General features: G+C 51.5%; 19 protein-coding genes. 1 reads left to right on the top strand and 18 read right to left on the bottom strand.

Going from position 1 to position 19,548, the window contains the following annotated elements:
- Window positions 1-157: 157 nt before the first annotated feature.
- The 13 genes from Q9M42_RS13040 to hprK all read right to left on the bottom strand — a co-directional run bounded on the left by Q9M42_RS13040 (window position 158) and on the right by hprK (window position 11,004).
- Entirely contained in the window at window positions 158-1,189 is a 1,032-nt protein-coding gene (locus Q9M42_RS13040; protein WP_322526899.1) for a tetratricopeptide repeat protein, read from the bottom strand.
- Window positions 1,190-1,386: 197 nt separating this feature from the next.
- A complete protein-coding gene (hisIE, locus tag Q9M42_RS13035) occupies window positions 1,387-2,016 on the bottom strand; it encodes a bifunctional phosphoribosyl-AMP cyclohydrolase/phosphoribosyl-ATP diphosphatase HisIE (RefSeq protein WP_322526898.1) in 630 nt (209 codons plus the stop codon).
- Window positions 2,013-2,771 (bottom strand): imidazole glycerol phosphate synthase subunit HisF, encoded by a 759-nt coding sequence (gene hisF / locus Q9M42_RS13030; RefSeq protein ID WP_322526897.1) that lies wholly within the window; start codon window positions 2,769-2,771, stop codon window positions 2,013-2,015. The genes hisIE and hisF overlap by 4 nt, the downstream gene beginning before the upstream one ends.
- The gene (hisA, locus tag Q9M42_RS13025) at window positions 2,771-3,502 is read right to left on the bottom strand and encodes a 1-(5-phosphoribosyl)-5-[(5-phosphoribosylamino)methylideneamino]imidazole-4-carboxamide isomerase (RefSeq protein ID WP_322526896.1); all 732 of its coding nucleotides are present in this window, start codon (window positions 3,500-3,502) and stop codon (window positions 2,771-2,773) included. Before hisA ends, hisF begins: the two co-directional genes overlap by 1 nt.
- Window positions 3,495-4,139, bottom strand: coding sequence for an imidazole glycerol phosphate synthase subunit HisH (gene hisH, locus Q9M42_RS13020; RefSeq protein ID WP_322526895.1), 645 nt, complete (start codon window positions 4,137-4,139; stop codon window positions 3,495-3,497). Before hisH ends, hisA begins: the two co-directional genes overlap by 8 nt.
- A 20-nt stretch (window positions 4,140-4,159) precedes the next feature.
- On the bottom strand, window positions 4,160-4,750 hold the full coding sequence (hisB, locus tag Q9M42_RS13015; protein WP_322526894.1) for an imidazoleglycerol-phosphate dehydratase HisB: 591 nt from the start codon (window positions 4,748-4,750) through the stop codon (window positions 4,160-4,162).
- 1 nt (window position 4,751) lies between these two features.
- Window positions 4,752-6,023 (bottom strand): histidinol dehydrogenase, encoded by a 1,272-nt coding sequence (gene hisD / locus Q9M42_RS13010; RefSeq protein WP_322526905.1) that lies wholly within the window; start codon window positions 6,021-6,023, stop codon window positions 4,752-4,754.
- Window positions 6,023-6,664: an ATP phosphoribosyltransferase gene (gene hisG / locus Q9M42_RS13005; protein WP_322526893.1), complete on the bottom strand. Its 642-nt coding sequence runs from the start codon at window positions 6,662-6,664 to the stop codon at window positions 6,023-6,025. The genes hisD and hisG overlap by 1 nt, the downstream gene beginning before the upstream one ends.
- Window positions 6,657-7,844 carry an ATP phosphoribosyltransferase regulatory subunit gene (locus Q9M42_RS13000; protein ID WP_322526892.1) on the bottom strand — a complete coding sequence of 396 codons (1,188 nt, stop codon included), beginning with the start codon at window positions 7,842-7,844 and terminating at the stop codon, window positions 6,657-6,659. Before Q9M42_RS13000 ends, hisG begins: the two co-directional genes overlap by 8 nt.
- A 199-nt stretch (window positions 7,845-8,043) precedes the next feature.
- Window positions 8,044-8,523, bottom strand: coding sequence for an acyltransferase (locus tag Q9M42_RS12995; RefSeq protein ID WP_322526891.1), 480 nt, complete (start codon window positions 8,521-8,523; stop codon window positions 8,044-8,046).
- Window positions 8,520-9,176 (bottom strand): pyrophosphatase PpaX, encoded by a 657-nt coding sequence (gene ppaX, locus Q9M42_RS12990; RefSeq protein ID WP_322526890.1) that lies wholly within the window; start codon window positions 9,174-9,176, stop codon window positions 8,520-8,522. Before ppaX ends, Q9M42_RS12995 begins: the two co-directional genes overlap by 4 nt.
- 25 nt (window positions 9,177-9,201) lie before the next feature.
- Entirely contained in the window at window positions 9,202-10,032 is an 831-nt protein-coding gene (gene lgt, locus Q9M42_RS12985; protein ID WP_440972326.1) for a prolipoprotein diacylglyceryl transferase, read from the bottom strand.
- 36 nt (window positions 10,033-10,068) lie between these two features.
- Complete coding sequence (hprK, locus tag Q9M42_RS12980; RefSeq protein WP_322526889.1) at window positions 10,069-11,004, bottom strand: HPr(Ser) kinase/phosphatase; 936 nt, start codon at window positions 11,002-11,004, stop codon at window positions 10,069-10,071.
- A gap of 256 nt (window positions 11,005-11,260) precedes the next feature.
- Between hprK and Q9M42_RS12975 the strand changes: the two genes are divergently transcribed.
- Window positions 11,261-12,694 carry an IS1182 family transposase gene (locus Q9M42_RS12975; RefSeq protein WP_322525156.1) on the top strand — a complete coding sequence of 478 codons (1,434 nt, stop codon included), beginning with the start codon at window positions 11,261-11,263 and terminating at the stop codon, window positions 12,692-12,694.
- 65 nt (window positions 12,695-12,759) lie between these two features.
- Here the strand turns inward: Q9M42_RS12975 and Q9M42_RS12970 are convergent, their stop codons facing one another.
- The 5 genes from Q9M42_RS12970 to uvrB all read right to left on the bottom strand — a co-directional run bounded on the left by Q9M42_RS12970 (window position 12,760) and on the right by uvrB (window position 19,453).
- A complete protein-coding gene (locus Q9M42_RS12970; protein WP_091613443.1) occupies window positions 12,760-13,122 on the bottom strand; it encodes a phage holin family protein in 363 nt (120 codons plus the stop codon).
- Window positions 13,122-13,328: a PspC domain-containing protein gene (locus Q9M42_RS12965; RefSeq protein WP_091613446.1), complete on the bottom strand. Its 207-nt coding sequence runs from the start codon at window positions 13,326-13,328 to the stop codon at window positions 13,122-13,124. The genes Q9M42_RS12970 and Q9M42_RS12965 overlap by 1 nt, the downstream gene beginning before the upstream one ends.
- 21 nt (window positions 13,329-13,349) lie before the next feature.
- Window positions 13,350-14,477: a DUF4097 family beta strand repeat-containing protein gene (locus Q9M42_RS12960; RefSeq protein WP_322526888.1), complete on the bottom strand. Its 1,128-nt coding sequence runs from the start codon at window positions 14,475-14,477 to the stop codon at window positions 13,350-13,352.
- A 106-nt stretch (window positions 14,478-14,583) separates the two neighbouring features.
- Window positions 14,584-17,469, bottom strand: coding sequence for an excinuclease ABC subunit UvrA (uvrA, locus tag Q9M42_RS12955; RefSeq protein WP_322526887.1), 2,886 nt, complete (start codon window positions 17,467-17,469; stop codon window positions 14,584-14,586).
- Window positions 17,470-17,476: 7 nt separating this feature from the next.
- On the bottom strand, window positions 17,477-19,453 hold the full coding sequence (gene uvrB / locus Q9M42_RS12950) for an excinuclease ABC subunit UvrB (RefSeq protein WP_322526886.1): 1,977 nt from the start codon (window positions 19,451-19,453) through the stop codon (window positions 17,477-17,479).
- Window positions 19,454-19,548: the final 95 nt, after the last annotated feature.

Here is a 19,548-nt window from a genome sequence, read left to right as displayed (position 1 = left end):
CCGCCGCAGTCATGCCCGCCGGGCCCGCGCCTGCGATAATTACATCATAAATCCGTTCTTCCGTCATAAAAGGCCACTCCCCTTATTTTAAATATCGCTCTCTTATGGCATTTATACTTATTGTATGGCAGCCGCTTTTTGGCGTCCAGTACTCTGCTTACTGCTGAAAATCGTCCTGTACCATTTCTTTTACCCTCTGGCCGGTCAGTATATTCTCTTCGTATTCCCGGTAAAGCTCTTTTACTTCCGGATGATCGAGCTGACGATTCTGTTTCCACCATTTTGCCGCCTGTGCCGTTTCGCCGAGCAAATATAACGCCGCTCCGTGATAAAACGCAACTGATCCGCGTTCAATCACGAACCGTTTATGATAAAGACGGGCGTAACGGCAGGCATCTTCGTAATAGCCAAGATACGTGCAGACCGCGCTGATCCAGTGAAGGGACTCCCGGTCGAGCGGAAGGATCGCTGTAAGCACGTTCATCACTTCCTTCGAACGCTCATGCTCCCCTTCGCTTTCATATAATGCGGCGAGCTGACAGCTGGCTGGCACGTAAGCCCCCTTTTGGTGCACTGTTTCCAGCAGCTTTAAAGCCTGCTCCGTGTCTCCGCGGTGCTGGTGCAGCTTTGCCAGCTGATGGTAAGCGGCCCAGTAATCAGGCTCCTGCTCCAAAAGCTCTTCAAATAGTTCCCGGGCTTCCTGCACCCGGCCTTTATCAGCCTTTTCCACTGCCTGTTCATAAATGGTCATGTCCCCTGGATGCTCGAGAAGACCAGGCTCATTTTCTTTAATCATTTCGAGCAGTTCCTTCGTTTCTTCTGCAAAGTCGCCTTCCGGCGCGATTTTCATATAATAGCCGGCCGTTTCCGCTGCTTTTTCAAAATTGCCCTGGAAGGCATAATTGTTGGCCAGAAAGAAGTAGCATTCGGAGCGTTCCGGCTCAATTTCTTTAAGCACCCTGTGGAGGATTTCGTTGGAGCGGTCAAACCATTCCATGTCTGTATATATGGCAGCAAGCTGGCATTGAAACAATCCCTTGGAAGGTTCGAGTTCGACAGCTCTTTCCAAAAAGAGAACGGCACGCTTCAGGTGATTTTTCTGATAAGCCACCACGCCCCGCTGAAAGAAGTATTCACCTGACTGCAAGAAAGGAATAATTGCGTCTTCGTTTTTTTGTTTTGAGCCCAATTCCTTTCATCCTTCCTTCGTTTGTTTTTCTTTGTTTCTTCACGTTCTACATCAATTGTGACATTATAACACGCCCCCTGCTTCATGAAAACTCTTAGGAGCCCGCATTTTTTCTCAGCAGCCAAAGACGACGAAGGAGGAGGATGCGCAAAGAAAAGACCGCCCGGAGAGGACGGTCTTTTCTGCGGTCAGCCTTATTACGAACGATGTCTTTCTTCGAGCACCCTCAGCACATCATCAAGCGGAAGCTTCTGTTCCCGCAGCAGCACCAGCAGATGATAAAGAAGATCAGCTGTTTCCCAGCTCAGCTCTTCATGATCCCGGTTTTTGGAAGCAATAATAACTTCTCCTGCTTCTTCACCGACTTTTTTCAAAATTTTATCCACACCCTCGGTAAACAAGTACGTCGTATAGGCGCCCTCCGGCATTTCTGCCTCGCGGGTGGCTATAACCTGCTCGAGTTCATTAATAATCGCAAACCGCCGGCCGTCGGCTGACTGCTTTTCTTCCGACAGCAGCGAACGGGAAAAACAGCTGTAGTCCCCTTTATGGCACGCAGGGCCTTCCGGCTCCACAAGCACATTTAACGCGTCACTGTCGCAGTCATACCGGATGTCTGTCACCTGCTGTTTGTTTCCCGATGTTTCCCCTTTATGCCAGAGCTCCTGGCGGGAGCGGCTGTAAAACCAGGTTTCTTTCGTATCGATTGTTTTCTGCAGCGATTCTTTGTTCATATAGGCAAGCGTCAGTACCTCTTTACTGACGGCGTCCTGTACTATGGCCGGAATCAGGCCTGCTTCATCAAATGTTAGTTCGTCGACGTTCATCGTACTAAGACTCCTCTCTCCCGGATAAAAGCCTTCACTTCTTCAATCGATGTCTCTTTATAATGAAAGATTGAAGCAGCGAGTGCCGCATCCGCCCCTGATTTTTCAAACACATCCACAAAATGCTCTTTCGCGCCAGCGCCGCCGGAGGCGATAACAGGTACGTCCACTGCTTCGCTGACCGTTCGTGTCAAAGCCTCATCAAAGCCAGTCTTAGCTCCGTCCTGATCCATACTTGTCAGAAGAATTTCGCCGGCTCCGCGGGCAGTGATTTCCCTCGCCCAGTCGACGACTTCCCACTCGGTCGGCGTGCGGCCGCCGTGGGTATAGATTCTCCAGGAGCCGAGTGTCTCATCGTACTTGGCATCAACCGCTACAACAATACATTGGGAGCCAAAGTAGGTGGATCCCTGAGTAATCAAATCAGGGTTTTTCACCGCAGCTGTGTTGAGCGAAACCTTATCTGCCCCGGCACGGAGCATGTTGCGCATATCATCGACCGAGCTGATGCCGCCGCCGACCGTAAAAGGAATCGCGATGCTTGCTGCCACCTGCTCCACGACATCTATCATCGTTTTCCGTCCTTCATGTGAGGCGGAAATATCGAGAAAGACAAGTTCGTCCGCCCACTGCTCATCATAAAACGCAGCGAGTTCCACCGGATCGCCGGCATCCCGCAGTTCCACAAACTGTGTGCCCTTCACGACCCGGCCTTCTTTCACATCCAGACATGGAATAATCCGTTTCGTAAGCATTACTGTACCTCCTTCACGGCTTCTGCCACATCCACTTTGCCGGTATATATCGCTTTTCCGACAATGACGCCTGCTATCCCTTTATCCCGCTTCTCCGCAAGATTCCGGACGTCCTCCATGGTGCCGATTCCGCCGGAAGCAATAACATTTACGCCAGTCGCTTCTGCGAGCTGCTTTGTCGCCTCGACGTTCGGCCCGGTCATCGTCCCATCGGTGGAAATATCGGTGAATATAAACGTCTCTGCCCCGTGGGCAGCCATTTCCCGGCCAAGCTCAACAGCTGTTACCTCCGAGGTGTCGAGCCATCCGTTGACGGCTACATATCCGTCTCTCGCATCAAGGCCGATAGCGATACGGCTGCCGTGCTTTCCGAGCATATCCCGGGCAAATTCCGGATACTGCAGGGCAACACTGCCGAGTATCACCCGGTCTACGCCGTGGGATAAGTAATACTCCACATCCTCTTCGGTTCGGATGCCTCCGCCGACCTGGATACGGACATCAAGCTCCTGTGCGGCACGAACGACGTGGGTATGATTGATGCGCTGTTTTTCTTTTGCCCCGTCAAGGTCGACCATATGAATCCAGGAAGCTCCCGCCTGTGCAAACGAAGCAGCCATTTCAAACGGTGAATCCCCGTAAACAGTCTCCTGATTATAATCGCCCTGAAAAAGACGGACACAGTTGCCGTCCCGGATATCGATGGCCGGGTATACAATAAAATCACTCATGAGCTCCGCTCCTTTCACGGACAATCGCCCCGAAATTTTTAAGCATGCCGATGCCGACTGTGCTGCTTTTTTCCGGATGGAACTGTGTGCCCATGACTTCGCCGCGGCCAACCACCGCCGGGACTGTTTCACCATAATCGCTTGTTGCAATCAAAACGTCGGGATCGGCGGTTTCTATCACGTAGGAATGCACAAAATATGCATGGCCTTCCTCCACATTTTTCAAAAGCGGATGGTCCGGCTGATGAAACTTGAGCGAGTTCCAGCCCATGTGCGGCACTTTCAGTCTTCTTCCCTGGCTGTCTTTTCCAGAAAAACGGCGGGCATACCCCGGAAGAAACCCGAATCCTTCTGTTTCCCCGTGTTCGTCGCTGCCTTCAAACAACAGCTGCATTCCAAGGCAGATACCAAGCAGCGGTTTACCATCAGCCGCCCAGTGTTCAATAAACTCAAACTGCCCGTTTTCCCGGATTAAATTCATGGCGTCCCGAAAAGCACCAACACCCGGAAGAATCAAGCCGTCCGCTTCCGCAAGCTCCTCTGGGTGCTCGGATACAAAATAAGGAATATCCAGTCGTTCCAGTGCTTTTTTTACACTGTACAGGTTGCCCATGCCGTAATCGATTATTCCTATCACAAGCGCTCCACTCCTTTTCTTTACAGCATACCTTTGGTTGAAGGAATGCCTTTCACTCTTGGGTCCAGCTGGGTCGCTTCATCAAGAGCCCGTGCCATCGCTTTAAATACCGCTTCAATAATATGATGCGTATTGTGTCCGTAATGGACGACTACGTGAAGGTTCATCCGGGCTTCCACCGCGAATTTCCACAAAAACTCATGGACGAGCTCGGTATCAAATGTTCCTACTTTAGCTGCCGGCAGCTCCGCCCGGAACTCCAGGTGCGGACGATTGCTTAAATCCACAATGACTTCTGCGAGCGCGTCGTCCATCGGAATTTTAGCCTGACCGTAGCGACGGATGCCCTTTTTATCGCCGAGCGCCTGTCCGAAGGCTTCTCCGAGACAGATGCCGATGTCCTCTGTTGTATGGTGATCATCCACCTCCACATCACCCTCGGCCTGCACATCAAGGGAGAAATGGCCATGCTTTTTAAACAGGTCGAGCATATGGCTCATAAACGGCACGTTCGTCTGTATGACCCCGTCCCCTTCGCCGTCAATGCCAAACTGCAGACGGATGGATGTTTCTCCCGTTTTGCGTTCGACGCTTCCTGTACGTTCTGCCATTCTACTTCTCCCCCTTCCGGATATCCACTGCGCGTGCGTGTGCTTCAAGGCCCTCAATCCGTGCGATCGCAGAGATATACTCACCATTTTCCTCGAGTGCTTCTTTACTGTAGGAAATCACGCTGGAGCGTTTCACAAAATCATCGACACCGAGCGGGCTCGAAAAGCGGGCCGTCCCGCTCGTCGGGAGCACATGATTCGGGCCGGCAAAGTAATCGCCGACCGCTTCGGCACTGTACGGCCCTAAAAAGACAGCCCCTGCATGACGAATGGAGCCGAGCAGGTTATCCGGCTGGGCAGTCATGATTTCGAGGTGCTCCGGTGCCAGCCGGTTCACAGCTTCTACTGCATCCGCCAGCGTTTCCGTTAAGTAGATGGCTCCGTGTTTATCAAGCGACTCTTGCGCAATCTTTTTGCGAGGGAGATCTTCAAGCTGACGCTCAAGCTCTTCGGCCACTTTTTGCCCGAGCTCCTCCGAAGTGGTTACAAGCACAGCCGAGGCGAGCTCATCGTGTTCCGCCTGGGAAAGCATGTCGGCTGCAATATAATCCGCCCGGGCTGTTTCATCAGCAAGCACGACAATTTCGCTTGGTCCGGCGATACTGTCGATCGCCACCTGACCGAACACTTCGCGTTTAGCCAGAGCTACATAGATGTTACCCGGGCCGACGATTTTATCCACCTTCCGGATGCTTTCCGTGCCGTAGGCAAGCGCTGCTACCGCCTGCGCTCCTCCAATTTTCACGATATTTTTAATGCCAAGCTCACTGGCCGTGACGAGCACCATCGGATGAAGGCGCTGGTCCTCTCCGGGCGGCGAGCACATTGTAATACTTTTCACGCCCGCAGCAATTGCCGGGATGGCATCCATCATAATGGTCGAGGGATATGCTGCTTTACCACCCGGCACATAAATACCGACGCGATCGAACGGGATAATCCGCTGGCCGAGCATCGTCCCATCTTCTTTTGTCACCATCCAGGACTGCCGGAGCTGGCGCTGATGAAAATCACGGATGTTTTCAATCGCTTTGCGGATCGCTTCGAGTTCTTTATCGTTCACCTGATTATACGCTTCATCTATTTCTTCCTGTTTTACAAACATCTCATCGAGCGTCACGCGGTCGAATATCTCGGTCAGCTCAATGAGTCCTTTATCTCCGTTTTCCCGCACCTTTTCAATAATGGAGGCTACCGATTCCCGCTGCTTTTCGGTTCCTCCTTCAATGGTGCGCTCAAGCGTTACTGATTTGTCCAAAGGGGTCACGTTCATCATACCTGCTCTTCCACTCCTATCACCTGGGCAACACGCTCCACAAGATCATCAATAACAGTATCCTTCAAGCGATAGCTTACCGGATTGACGATCAGCCGGGACGTGATCGGCACAATTGTTTCAAGCTCTATTAAACCATTCTCCTTCAGCGTCTGGCCGGTGGAAACAATGTCTACAATACGGTCTGCCAGACCGACAAGCGGGGCCAGTTCAATCGAGCCGTTTAATTTAATAATTTCCACCTGTTCACCCTGCTGCTTAAAGTACTGTGTCGCCAGGTTTGGGTACTTGGACGCCACTTTGGGATTTACATCGGACTTCTCATATTCCGGAAGCCCGGCTACGGCCAGGTAGCACGCACTGATTTTCAGATCCAGCACTTCATACACGTCACGCTCTTCTTCGATCATCGTATCCTTGCCGGCGACCCCGATGTCTGCCACTCCGTGTTCAACATAGGTGGGCACATCCATTGGCTTCGCCAGGATAAAGCGCATATTTGCTTCCGGAGCGTCGACGATCAGCTTTCTGGATTCTTCAAACTCCGGAGGAATAGGAAACTCGGCTTTACGAAGAAGCTGCACCGCTTCTTCGAAAATCCGTCCCTTTGGCATCGCGATTGTCAGCCATTCATTCATGCGAAGCTCCCTCCTTCTTTTTTCCGATCATGGATACAACATCTTCATAGGAATCACTCAGCTGATCTACGTCCTCTACGCCGCGGATATCCTGAAGCACGACCCGTTTTCCGGTTTCGCGGAGTTTGCGCGCGTGATCCACCGCTTCCGGGCGGCGCTCCGGACTGAACAAGATACACGTCTGGGAAGGAACTGCTCCGGTAAGCCCAAGGGCTTCAACCAGCAAATCAAGCCGGAGACCGAATCCGACAGCCTGGGCCGGACGGTTGAACTGCTGCAGCAGTTCATCATAGCGACCACCGCTTCCAAGCGGCACGCCCAGGTTGTTGCCGTAGCTTTCGAATACAATCCCGGTGTAATAGCTCATATGCATAAATAAGTTAAAGTCGAGCTTAATGTAATCGGACAGCTCGTAGTGTTCAAGCACCGTTTTCAGCTCCTGCAGCTCTTCGACTGCTTCCTTTGCCGCCGGCGTCTGAACTAGATTCAAAGCTTCGTCCAGCGTCCGCCAGTCGCCCCTCAGGCGCAGCAGGCTGTTCAGCTTTTTCTTATCCAGAGACGAAAGCGGGAGACTTTCCACATGCTGGCGGTAGCCGACATAATTTTTTTCGTATAAAAACCGGCGCAGGTCATCAGCACGTTCATCATTTCCGAGCACCTCTTCAAGCAGCGCATTCACGTACCCGACGTGCCCGACGGTAATTTGAAACGTGGTCAGTCCAGTTTTTCGCAGAGCTTCGATCATAAGAGAAACAACTTCTCCGTTCGCGCTCGAAGTGCCTTCTCCAATCAATTCCACACCAAGCTGTTCAAATTCTGCCGGCCGCCCGGCCTCAAGCTGCTGCGCGCGAAAAACGTTAGTATGATAAGCCAAACGGATCGGAAAGTGCTGGTTCTGCAGACCGGACGCCGTCACCCGGGCGATAGGCGCAGTCATATCCGGACGCAGCACGAGCGTCCGCCCCTGCTGGTCGAGCAGTTTAAAAAGCTGGTGATCAAGAATCGCCGAAGCGCTCCCGACCGTATCGTAATATTCCAGGGTGGGCGTTTCGACGGGCAGATACCCCCAGCTTTCCCATTCATCGTTAATGACCCGTTGTACGTTCCGTTTTGTCTGAAAATATCCTGGAAGCGCATCGCGCATCCCCAGCGGCTTTTCAAACATAAAAAGCTTACTCATACTCTCTCTCCTTTTCTTTTCACGGTGCTTTAGTTCGCTAATGTACTAACAAAATAAAGAATAACCATAGTTTACACATCTTTTTTTACACCGTCAATTTTCCATCTCTGCTTTTATTGTAACAATATTTGCTGCCCTATCAGCCTTTTGCGCCTCCAGAAAAGCGAAAAGCCGGCTCCTTTGAAAGCCGGCTTGAAGCCTACGTTCTTATCCGCATCGGGCTGCCGCCGGCAAAGGCCCTTGCCGGCACGTCTTTATGCACGACCGTGCCCGCTGCCACCACAGCCCGGTCTCCAATCGTCACCCCGGGCAGAATAGTCACATTGGCACCGATCATGACCTCATTTCCGATTACAATGTCGCCAAGACGGTATTCATCAATTAAATGCTCGTGTGTCAAAAGCGTCGACTGATAGCCGATAATGGAATTGCTGCCAATATGGATTTTCTCGGGAAACATAAGATCCGGCATGACCTTGTACGCAAGCGCCGTTTTTTCACCTATTTCCATTCCAAGCAGCTGCCGGTAGATCCATCTTTTCACAGATACAAAAGGTACGACCCGGGAAGCTTCAATAACAGCTGTATTTCTGAACGCCTTCAAAAATGGAACCGTCCGGTACATCTGCCATAGAGCATTAGTATTATTGCCCGGGAAATAACGATCTGTTTTTCTCATTCTTCTATTTCTCCAACAATCTCGAGCAGATCGCTCATCCGGGTGAGCATCCAGTCCGGTTCATAATTTTTCAGAAACGAGGCCCCTTTGATGGTCCATTCCACTCCAGCTGTGTGTACCCCGGCATTTTTCCCTGCCAGAATATCAAACTGGCTGTCCCCGATCATAATGGTTTCCTCCGGACGGGCATTCAGCTGTTTTATGGCTGTTTGCAGCGGTTCCGGATGCGGCTTCGGGTTTTCGACATCATCCACCGTAACGAACGTGGAGAAAAAAGGGAGCAGCCCAAGCATATTAGCCCCCTTGACCGCCGCTTCCTTCCGCTTTGTCGTCACAATACCGAGGGAATAGCCGCGCTCGTACAACGTTTTGATAGTGTCGTATACTCCGTCGTATTCCCGGACGAGCGTTTCATGGTTCGCCAGGTTATGGGATTGATACGTATCAATCATCTGTTCCACCTGGCTCGGGTTGCTGCTGATGCTTGAAAAATTATCCGCCAGCGGCACTCCGATCCAGCTGATGATGTCATCTCTGCTGTATTGATCAGGAGCGTAGTACGTCAGCACATGTTCATATGAAGAAATGATTAAATCATTTGTATCAATCAGCGTGCCGTCTAAATCAAACAGCAGTGTATTCCATCTGGTCATGATGCTTCCCCTTTCGCTTTCATCCTTATATGCCGGGACCATCTTTACTTAAGTATCTTGCTTTTGCAAGACCGGCCTGCCTGCGGTATAAAATCAGACTCACGGCTGCTACGATCAAGAGCACCGAGATTAACTGTGCCACCCGGATCGTATCAAACAGCATTAAGCTGTCGGTCCTCATTCCTTCGATAAAAAAGCGTCCGAAGGAATACCAGATAACATATGTTAAAAACAGCTCCCCGCGGCGGAGGTTAACCCGGCGCAGCCCTAAAAGCAGTAAAAATCCCGCGATATTCCAAAGCGATTCGTACAAGAACGTGGGATTATAGTAAGCTCCCTCAATATACATTTGGTTAATAATAAATTCCGGCAGCTGCAGCCCCTCCAAAAACGAACGGCTCACTTCACCGCCGTGGGCTTCCTGGTTGATAAAGTTGCCCCAGCGGCCGATCGCCTGTCCTAAAATAATACTCGGCGCGGCAATATCAGCCAGCTTCCAGAAAGAGACTCGTTTGATTTTCGAAAAAATGATGCCCGTAAGCACGGCCCCGATCAATCCGCCGTGTATCGCAAGACCGCCTTCCCATACGGCCAGAATACTGCCCGGATTCTGAACATAGTACTCCCACTCAAAAATCACGTAATACAACCGGGCGCAGATAATCGAAATCGGTATGGCAAAAATGAGCAGATCCGCGAAAATATCTTCCGGGAGTCCACGTTTTTTTGCTTCATAGGAAGCTAGAATATACCCAAGCAGAGCGCCCAGGCCAATGAGAATCCCGTACCAGTAAATAGGCACAGACCCGACTTCAAAGGCGACCCGGTCGATCGGCTGAATCGATGAATAAATCATATCTCCTGCCACTCCTGACTGCTAAATGTGTAATATTTAAAATTGTTCTTTATCACCGTCATCAATCATCTGTTTCAACCGATCCGAAAACTGCTGGGCTGTGTTCACGCCCATTCGTTTCAGCCGGAAATTCATGGCCGCTACTTCAATAATAACGGCAAGGTTCCGTCCCGGCCGCACCGGAACAGTCAGCTTCTGAATCTCTGTGTCGAGCACCTGAAGCGTTTCTTCATCAAGACCGAGGCGATCGTACGCTTTTTGCTCGTCCCAAAGCTCAAGATGAATGGTCAGCGAGATGCGTTTATACGGCCGGACGGCCCCTGCCCCGAACAGCGTCATCACATCGATGATGCCGAGTCCGCGGATTTCAAGCAGATTCTGGATAAGCTCGGGAGCCGTGCCCACAAGGGTATCGCCGTTTTGCTGACGGATTTCGACAGAATCATCTGCTACAAGCCGGTGGCCCCGGCGTACGATATCGAGTGCCGTTTCGCTTTTTCCGACACCACTTGCCCCGGTAATCAGCACGCCGATGCCATAAATGTCCACCAGAACGCCATGCATTGCCGTCGATTTGGCCAGTTTGGTATCGAGATAGTTCGTCAGCTGGCTGATCAGCTGTGTGCTTGGCAGATGCGAGCGCATAATCGGCACCCCGGTCTTTTCCGCATTTTCAATCAGCTCCGGCGGGGCCACCAGCCCCCGCGAGATAACAATTCCCGGAGTGTCATATGTACAAAGCTTTTCCATACGTTCCTGCTTTTCTTCGTCCTGAAGCTGTTGAAAAAAAGAAAGCTCTGTGCGCCCGAGCAGCTGCAGCCGCCGGGCGGGATAATATGTAAAAAAACCAGCCATCTCTATTCCCGGACGGGAAATATCGCTCGTGGTTATCGCCCGGTACAGCCCTTCTTCCCCGGCAAGAAGCTCTAATTGAAACCGCTCCTTTAAATCCGTTGCTGTCACTTTTGCCATCGTGCTGCCTCCCTCAAAAATCGCTCTGTTATATCGTGAATGCGTTTGCTTTCTCTACTTCGTACGTTGCTATTGTAGCACGTTTTCAAAAGAAGATGGAACCTGCTCCGGAGGATTTCAGTTTCACTGCTGCACGAAAAAGGCCCGCCTGCAGGCGGGCCTTTCAGACTGTCGACAATGGCTCTCATTTTAGAGCGTGTCGGCAGTTTTTTTGTGCTATGATAAAAAGAAATAGCCTGGAAAGGGGTTGTGGCGCATGATGAGGCGGGATACGGAAGAAGCTCGTTACCGGGAAGCCACCATGCCGTTGGATCAGTTAGTGCCTGCGGACCACCTGGTCCGCCAGATCGAGGCCGCGCTGGATTTTTCCTTTATTTACGACGAAGTTGCGTCCCTCTATGCCCCCATCGGCCGGCCGAGTATTGACCCGGTCCGGCTGGTGAAAATGGTGCTGCTCCAGTATTTGTTCGGCATTCGCTCCATGCGTCAGACCGTTCGGGAGATCGAAACGAATGTGGCCTACCGATGGTTCCTCGGGTTGGACCTCCTGGAGCCCGTGCCGCATTTCTCCACCTTCGGCAAGAACTACACCCGCCGGTTTCGGGACAGCGGGTTGTTCGAAGCGATATTTGAACGGGTGCTGGGAGAAGCCGTGGCCGCCGGCTTTGTGGATCCGTCCGTCTTTTACATCGATGCTACCCACGTGAAAGCGAACGCCAACAAGAAAAAATTTGATCGGGTTCAGTTGGCAGCCGAAGCCCGGGCCTACCAGGATCAACTGGACGCCGAAATTCACCGGGACCGCGAGGTCCACGGAAAAAAGCCCCTGCCTCCCGCCCGCCGCGAACCGGGCGGACGGGAGGTCAAACAAAGCACGACGGATCCTGACAGCGGCTATTACGTCAAAGATGAACGGGAGAAAATGTTTGCCTACAGCTGGCATACCGCCTGCGACCGGCACGGGTTTGTCCTCGGAGCGATCGTGACCGGAGCCAATGTTCATGACAGCCGGATCTTTCATGAGCTGTTGGCGCAGGTGATGGCCCGGGCGGGCCGTCCGTACGCCGTCGCGGTGGATGCCGGCTATAAAACCCCGGCCATTGCTCATCTGCTTCGCGAGCAGGCCATTCGCCCGGTTATGCCTTATACCCGTCCCAAGGGCCCGCCGGGACGCTTGCGCAAACAGGACTTTGTGTATGATGCCTACCTGGACGCGTATCTCTGTCCCGAGCATCAGGCCCTGCGCTACCGCACCACGAATCGGGACGGTTATCAGGAGTATGTCTCGGATCCCGTCCTTTGTCAGTCCTGCCCGCTGCTCGAGACCTGTACCCAAAGCCGGGATCACCGGAAGGTGATCCTCCGCCACGTCTGGCAGGACGATCTGGACGAAGCCGAACACCTTCGGCACACCCCGTGGAACCGGAGGACCTATGCGGAACGAAAAGAAACCATCGAACGGATTTTTGCGGATCTCAAACAAAAGCATGGCTTGCGCTGGACGCTCCTCGCCGGAGGGGCACGAAACACCGCGCAGGCGATGCTTGTTTATGCGGTGATGAACCTCAAAAAACTCGCCACCTGGCGGTGGCGACAGACGTGCGCCGGCCGTTGGATGCTTCTTTTTCCCTCAATGGCACAGACAAAGGCCTCCGAAAATGAATTTCGGAGGCCTTTGTCTACAATCTGAAAGGCCCGCCTGCAGGCGGGCCTTTTTTCATTTATTATAATTCTTTCCCGGTTTCCGGAAGACCGTTACGTTTTTCTTCCGCTCAGCGGGTTCACGAAAAGATTGTACATCAGCATATTTAAAACAGCGATCACTACAGCAGCAAGAAAAGCCATGCCGAAGCCGGACATATTAAAGGCTTCTCCCATCACCGCTGATGTAAGCATCAGCATCAACGCATTGATCACAAAAATAAACAAGCCGAATGTAACGACTGAAAGCGGGAGAGTGAAAAAAATTAAAAGCGGGCGAATCACGAGATTGATCAGCGTCAACACCAAACCGGCCGCAATAGCTGCCCCAAATCCGTCAATAGTAAAGCCGGGGAAAAACCCGGCTACTACCATTAATGCAATAGTGTTAACAATAAAAGGTACTAAACAGCCCATTAGGAGACGGCATCCTCTTCATCAGGGAGCAGTACGGCTAATACGAGATAAATCAGAAGCACCCAGGAGGTAACCGGGAGAATAACCAGCACCACACTGATAATCCGTATTAAGGAAGAATCCCAGCCGAGGTAATCTGCCAATCCGCCGCATACGCCTGTCAATTTCCGGTCTTCACGGGATTTGTACAACTTCTTTTTTGCCAACCTGATCACCCTTTCAATTTTTTATTCATGATCCTGCACAGTTATGGCACCAGTTTTTGCCGAAGCCTCCAGTCTAAGCGTTGGAGTCGAATCCGGATTGGATACAAACTGATAATACTTTTGCATGAATTCGCTTTTTTCTTCTTTCACTTCGATGTTGTCGAGCAGACACTTGTAGTTCCCGACGTTTGTGCGGAGTACGCCCTCCGTTCGGATGTCCCGCGGCGTAATCACCTTGATGCTCCCTGTGGTAGTGGAAAGAAGCGCCCGGCTCCTCTCACTCAGCGACGTGTACCGGGCCGTAATCGCCCCGTTCAGCGCCTCTGCTTCAATATCTGAAAGCGATCCGTCATAATGAATCGAACCGTTCCATGTTTTGACGTCGGCGCTGCCGATTTTACCTTCTTTCAGTTCTACTGCCCCATTGGCTGTCTCCACTGCCAGATAGCCGGCAGAAGCATGCAGCACTGTAATTGCTCCGTTGCTTGCTTTGACATACAGATTATCTGTCTGAACTCCGTCGATCCGGATGTCTCCGTTAAACGTGGATACATCCATTTTGTCCATCGATTTTTCCGGCACATAAACGACCGCCTGGACTTTATAGTTGCCAGACCTTGAAGCAAAGCGGAGCTTCCCGCTCCGGGAGTCAAAATCAGTTCCTTCGATGAACTCACGGCGGGCTGCATCTTCACTTTCCTCGGTATAGGCTTTTACCTGGCAGGCAACACGAATGGTGCTGCCCTCCCACTTCTGACAGATAAGGCTTCCGTTTTGAATAAACATGTCGAGCGAGCGAATGTCACTCTCATCATGTTCAAACGTATGCTGGAAGTCTACGGCTGGGCCGAAATTAAAGTCGAGGTCAAACCGTTTAACGCGGTCAAGCGCATGATCAAAAAAGCCGGAGAGCATCGCAAACGGATCTTCCTTGCTTTTTCTCTTCTGGCTGCCGGCTGCTTTCTTATCTGTCCGGTAGGCGCCGCTTCTCCGGGATTCGGAGGAGCCGCCTTCCCCTTGTTCCTTGCTGTCTGCCTGGGGACCGGACGATGCGCCTGATCCTTTGGCCCGGAGCAGTCGTTCTCCTTCTTCAAGAGAAATAATACCGTCTTCCATCATTTTCAGTATTCGCTGACGTTCTTCATCCATTTCATGTTCCCCCTTAGGTAATATATCAGAACCGGTACATGGACTTTTTAGCCTTCTGCTTCCTATTACATACGAAGAACAGTGGTATCCGTTTCAGTCGATTCTTCTATGATGAAGGGGTATGGGCGGCCTGCTCCGATGCTTCCCATTGACTGGCCATGCGCTCCCGTTCTCTTTCAAGTACGGGTTTTAAATAATAACCTGTATAGGAAGTTTTCGACTCCGCTACTTTTTCCGGCGTACCGGTAGCCACAATTTTTCCTCCGCCTGCTCCGCCTTCCGGACCGAGATCAATGATGTGATCCACTGTTTTAATAACGTCGAGATTGTGCTCGATGATTAAAACAGTATCGCCATTATCCACAAGCCGCTGGAGCACCTTCAGGAGCCGGTCGATATCATCCACATGGAGACCAGTCGTCGGCTCGTCGAGGATATAAAGGGATTTGCCCGTGGAACGGCGGTGTAGCTGGGAAGCAAGCTTTACACGTTGGGCTTCCCCGCCTGAAAGTGTCGTTGCCTGCTGTCCTAGTTTTATATACCCTAAACCAACGTCATATAACGTTTGGATTTTGCGCCGGATTTTTGGAATATTTTCAAAGAAGTCTACCGCCTCTTCCACGGTCATTTCAAGTACATCGGCAATGTTTTTGCCTTTGTATTTGATTTCGAGCGTTTCACGATTGTAGCGCTGACCGCCGCACTCTTCACATGTGACATAAATATCCGGAAGAAAATGCATTTCTATTTTGATAATACCGTCGCCTTTACACGCTTCACAGCGTCCGCCCCGGACGTTGAAGCTAAAGCGTCCCTTCTGGTAGCCGCGGATTTTCGCTTCGTTGGTCATCGCAAATACCTCACGGATATTATCAAATACCCCGGTGTACGTCGCAGGGTTTGAACGAGGCGTCCGGCCGATCGGCGACTGATCGATATCAATCACTTTTTCAAGCTGATCAATACCTTCCACGCTTTTGTGTGCACCTGGCTTCTGTTTACCGCGGTGAAGCTTCTGCGAAAGCACCTTGTATAAAATATCGTTGATCAGCGTACTTTTCCCGGATCCTGAGACACCGGTGATCGCACTCAGCAGGCCGAGCGGGATATCCGCATTCGTACGCTTCAAATTATTTTCCACTGCGCCTTTTACTTTCAGCCAGCGGTCGGAAGGCTTACGCCGTTCCCCCGGGAGCGGAATAAATCGTTTTCCCGCTAAATACTGGCCAGTCAGGGAGGCATCGTTTTCCTTCAATTCCTCCGGTGTGCCTTCTGCGATAATGTGACCGCCGTGACGGCCGGCCCCGGGGCCGATGTCAATGATATGGTCGGCAGCAAGCATGGTGTCCTCATCATGTTCAACGACAATCAGCGTGTTTCCAAGATCACGCATGTTTTGCAGCGTCTGTATCAGCCGGTTGTTGTCCCGCTGGTGAAGGCCGATCGACGGCTCATCGAGAACGTAAAGGACACCCATCAGTGCCGAACCGATCTGAGTAGCCAGCCGGATGCGCTGCGCTTCCCCGCCTGACAGCGTGCCGGCAGAACGGCTCAGGGTTAAATAATCGAGACCAACATTAATGAGAAAGCCGAGCCGTTCATTGATTTCACGCAGAATCAAACGGGCGATCTCCATTTCTTTTTCCGTTAAATCGATGTTTTCAACATACGTATACGCCTGCTGTATTGAAAGGTCCGTCAGCTCCCCGACGTGAATATTTCCAACCAGCACAGAACGCGCCTCGAGGCTCAGGCGGTGGCCTTTACACGTCGGGCACTGCTTGTTGCTCATATACTGCTGCATCTGTTCACGGGTAAAATCCGATCCGCTCTCACGATAGCGGCGGGAAACGTTGTTGAGCACGCCTTCAAAGTAAATCTGGCGCTCCCGAACCTGGCCGCGTTCATTTTTATGACGGAAGGTTATTTTCTGCTGGCCGTTGCCTTCGAGCAGTATTTCCTTATGCTCTTTCGGAAGATCTTTAAATGGCATATCCATATCAATATTAAAGTGATCGCAGGCCGAGCGGAGCAGCTGCGGATAATACTGGGAGCTGATCGGCTCCCATACAGCGATGGCATGCTCCCGGAGCGTCCGGTCCGGATCCGGAACTACAAGGTCGCTGTCCACTTCGAGCTTGCTGCCAAGCCCGTCACAGGTCGGGCAGGCACCGTACGGACTGTTAAAGGAAAACATTCTCGGCTCAAGCTCCCCGATCGAAAATCCGCATTCCGGGCAGGAGTGATGCTGGTTGAACCGCATTTCCTTTTCACCGACAACATCAATCAGTACCTTCCCTTCCCCGAGTTCGAGGGCCGTTTCCAATGAATCCGCGAGCCGGGACTCCACCCCGTCTTTAATAACAACGCGGTCCACGACTGCTTCAATATCGTGCTTTTTATTTTTTTCGAGCTTGATTTCTTCTCCGACGTCGCGCATTTCTCCGTCCACACGAATGCGCACCAGCCCTTTTTGCTTCAGCTGGTCCATCACCTTAACATGCTCTCCCTTTCTGCCGGCAATAACCGGAGCGAGAATCTGCATTTTCGTCCGTTCGGCATAAGCCATCATCTGGTCAACCATCTGAGAAATGGTCTGGGAGGTGATCGGCACATGGTGGTACGGGCAGTAAGGCGTACCAACCCGCGCAAATAAAAGCCGCAGGTAGTCATAAATTTCCGTCACGGTGCCGACCGTGGAGCGCGGGTTCTTGCTCGTCGTTTTCTGATCAATCGATATCGCCGGGGACAGCCCTTCAATGGAATCAACGTCCGGCTTTTCCATCTGCCCTAAAAACTGGCGGGCGTACGCGGACAATGATTCGACGTACCGGCGCTGTCCTTCAGCATAAATTGTATCGAAGGCAAGCGAAGATTTCCCGGAGCCGGATAACCCAGTCATGACGACCAGCTGGTCCCTCGGAATTGTCACGTCAATATCTTTTAAATTGTGGGACCTCGCTCCCTGAATCTTAATATTATCTGCTGCCATTCGTTGGTCATCCTTCCGCTTTAAGTTCTAATACCATATCGCGCAGTTCCGCTGCGCGTTCAAACTGCAGGTCTTTGGCCGCCTGCTTCATTTCGTCTTCCATTTGGTCGATTACTTTTTTCCGCTCCGTCTTGCTCATTTTATCGAGAGCCGGTTTATCAATATCGGATGAATCCTCTGAGCTGACCGTCGCCTGGATGAGGGCAGGAATTTCTTTTTGGATCGTTTTTGGTGTTATGCCGTATTTTTCGTTATGCGCTATCTGAATCTCGCGGCGACGATTCGTTTCGCTGATCGCCACATCCATCGACCGCGTAATTTTGTCTGCGTACATAATAACATGCCCGCGGTCGTTCCGGGCAGCACGGCCCATCGTCTGAATAAGGGAGCGTTCCGCGCGCAGAAAGCCTTCCTTATCCGCATCCAGAATGCCGATCAGCGACACTTCCGGGATATCGAGTCCTTCACGGAGAAGGTTAATGCCGACCAGAACATCAAACTGGCCGAGGCGAAGCTGGCGGATAATATCGATCCTCTCGAGCGTTTTAATGTCCGAGTGCAGATACTTCACCCGGATGCCGAGCTCTTTTAAATAGTTGGTTAAATCCTCCGCCATTTTCTTGGTGAGCGTCGTTACGAGCACCCGCTCGTTTTGCTCCCGACGTTCATGAATTTCGCCGATCAGGTCATCGATCTGTCCTTCAATTGGCTTCACTTCTACTGTCGGGTCAAGCAGACCGGTCGGCCGGATAATTTGTTCGATAACTTCCGGTGCGTGTTCAATCTCATACGGACCCGGTGTCGCGGAAATGAACATCGCCTGGTTAATCCGCTCTTCAAATTCATCAAATTTCAGCGGACGATTGTCCATCGCAGACGGAAGACGAAAGCCGTGATCCACGAGCACCTGCTTTCTTGCCTGGTCCCCGTTGTACATACCACGCACCTGCGGAAGCGTAACGTGGGACTCATCCACCACGAGTAAAAAATCATCCGGAAAATAATCAATCAATGTATAAGGAGCATCCCCGGGGTTCCGGAAGGTCAAGTGCCTCGAATAGTTCTCGATGCCGGAGCAAAAACCCATCTCCTGCATCATTTCAAGGTCGTAATTGGTCCGCTGTTCGAGCCGCTGAGCCTCAAGCTCCCGGCCGTTCGCCCGAAACTTTTCGAGCTGTTCCTGAAGCTCCTGCTGAATATTTTTAATGGCCCGTTCCATTTTTTCTTCTCGTGTCACAAAGTGGGATGCGGGGAAAATTGCAGTATGCGAGCGTTCACCGATAACTTCGCCGGTCAAGGCATCCACTTCAGTGATACGGTCGATTTCATCGCCAAACATTTCAACACGAATGCAGTGCTCGTCTCTTGAAGCCGGAAAGATCTCAACAACATCGCCACGCACGCGAAACGTCCCGCGCACGAAATTAATGTCGTTACGTTCGTATTGAATGTCCACGAGCTTCCGTAGAATCTGGTCCCGTTCAATCTCCATGCCGGTCCGGAGCGAAAGCACCAGGTCCCGGTATTCCTCCGGAGAACCGAGGCCGTAAATGCAGGAAACACTGGCGACGATAATAACGTCTTCCCGCTCAAATAAGGCGCTCGTCGCCGAGTGCCTTAGTTTGTCAATTTCGTCGTTAATACTCGCATCCTTTTCAATAAACTGGTCCGTCTGCGGTACGTAGGCCTCCGGCTGATAGTAGTCGTAATAGCTCACAAAATATTCCACCGCATTGTTTGGAAACATTTCTTTAAATTCATTATATAACTGCCCGGCAAGTGTCTTATTGTGCGCCATGACCAGCGTCGGCCGGTTCACTTCTGTTAGCACGTTGGATACTGTGAACGTTTTGCCGGTCCCTGTCGCTCCGAGCAGTGTCTGGTATCTTTTGCCTTCGCTCAACCCTTGAACCAGCTTTTCAATCGCCTGCGGCTGGTCGCCCGCCGGGTTATATTTACTCGCCAGTTCAAATGTTTCGTTCATATTAGTCCCTCACTTCCTGTCTGCGTTCCGGTCATATGTCTATTTACTATACCACATGAAGATTGGAAAGAAACAACATAAAAACGAACGTATAT

This window comes from Marinococcus luteus (assembly GCF_034497705.1).
Classification (GTDB): Bacteria; Bacillota; Bacilli; order Bacillales; family Marinococcaceae; genus Marinococcus; species Marinococcus luteus_A.
This window is presented reverse-complemented; position numbering and strand designations above follow the sequence as displayed.

Excerpts from the sequence above, each read along its gene's own strand:
- Q9M42_RS13000 (WP_322526892.1), bottom strand. The coding sequence starts at position 7,844 with ATGAGTAAGCTTTTTATGTTTGAAAAGCCGCTGGGGATGCGCGATGCG.
- ppaX (WP_322526890.1), bottom strand. The coding sequence starts at position 9,176 with ATGACCAGATGGAATACACTGCTGTTTGATTTAGACGGCACGCTGATT.
- Q9M42_RS12960 (WP_322526888.1), bottom strand. The coding sequence starts at position 14,477 with ATGGATGAAGAACGTCAGCGAATACTGAAAATGATGGAAGACGGTATT.
- hisIE (WP_322526898.1), bottom strand. The coding sequence starts at position 2,016 with ATGAACGTCGACGAACTAACATTTGATGAAGCAGGCCTGATTCCGGCC.
- hisA (WP_322526896.1), bottom strand. The coding sequence starts at position 3,502 with ATGAGTGATTTTATTGTATACCCGGCCATCGATATCCGGGACGGCAAC.
- hisD (WP_322526905.1), bottom strand. The coding sequence starts at position 6,023 with ATGAACGTGACCCCTTTGGACAAATCAGTAACGCTTGAGCGCACCATT.
- uvrA (WP_322526887.1), bottom strand. The coding sequence starts at position 17,469 with ATGGCAGCAGATAATATTAAGATTCAGGGAGCGAGGTCCCACAATTTA.
- lgt (WP_440972326.1), bottom strand. The coding sequence starts at position 10,032 with ATGATTTATTCATCGATTCAGCCGATCGACCGGGTCGCCTTTGAAGTC.
- Q9M42_RS12970 (WP_091613443.1), bottom strand. The coding sequence starts at position 13,122 with ATGGGCTGTTTAGTACCTTTTATTGTTAACACTATTGCATTAATGGTA.
- hisG (WP_322526893.1), bottom strand. The coding sequence starts at position 6,664 with ATGAATGAATGGCTGACAATCGCGATGCCAAAGGGACGGATTTTCGAA.
- hisB (WP_322526894.1), bottom strand. The coding sequence starts at position 4,750 with ATGGCAGAACGTACAGGAAGCGTCGAACGCAAAACGGGAGAAACATCC.
- uvrB (WP_322526886.1), bottom strand. The coding sequence starts at position 19,453 with ATGAACGAAACATTTGAACTGGCGAGTAAATATAACCCGGCGGGCGAC.
- Q9M42_RS12995 (WP_322526891.1), bottom strand. The coding sequence starts at position 8,523 with ATGAGAAAAACAGATCGTTATTTCCCGGGCAATAATACTAATGCTCTA.
- hisF (WP_322526897.1), bottom strand. The coding sequence starts at position 2,771 with ATGCTTACGAAACGGATTATTCCATGTCTGGATGTGAAAGAAGGCCGG.
- Q9M42_RS12975 (WP_322525156.1), top strand. The coding sequence starts at position 11,261 with ATGATGAGGCGGGATACGGAAGAAGCTCGTTACCGGGAAGCCACCATG.
- hprK (WP_322526889.1), bottom strand. The coding sequence starts at position 11,004 with ATGGCAAAAGTGACAGCAACGGATTTAAAGGAGCGGTTTCAATTAGAG.